The 255-nt window shown below is 51.8% G+C and carries 1 rRNA gene; it reads right to left on the bottom strand.

Going from position 1 to position 255, the window contains the following annotated elements:
- Positions 1-255, bottom strand: a 16S ribosomal RNA gene (locus AACW90_RS23140); the annotation flags it as partial.

Below are 255 nucleotides of genomic sequence, written 5' to 3'. Positions count from 1 at the left end.
AAGTTCCCGACATAACTCGCTGGCAATTAAGGATAAGGGTTGCGCTCGTTGCGGGACTTAACCCAACATTTCACAACACGAGCTGACGACAGCCATGCAGCACCTGTCTCAGAGCTCCCGAAGGCACGCCTGTGTCTCCACTGGCTTCTCTGGATGTCAAGAGTAGGTAAGGTTCTTCGCGTTGCATCGAATTAAACCACATGCTCCACCGCTTGTGCGGGCCCCCGTCAATTCATTTGAGTTTTAATCTTGCGA

The sequence above is a fragment of the Vibrio frigidus genome, from assembly GCF_042465995.1.
GTDB lineage: Bacteria > Pseudomonadota > Gammaproteobacteria > Enterobacterales > Vibrionaceae > Vibrio.
The sequence above is the reverse complement of the archived record's forward strand: the minus strand, read 5'-3'. Positions and strand labels throughout refer to the sequence as shown.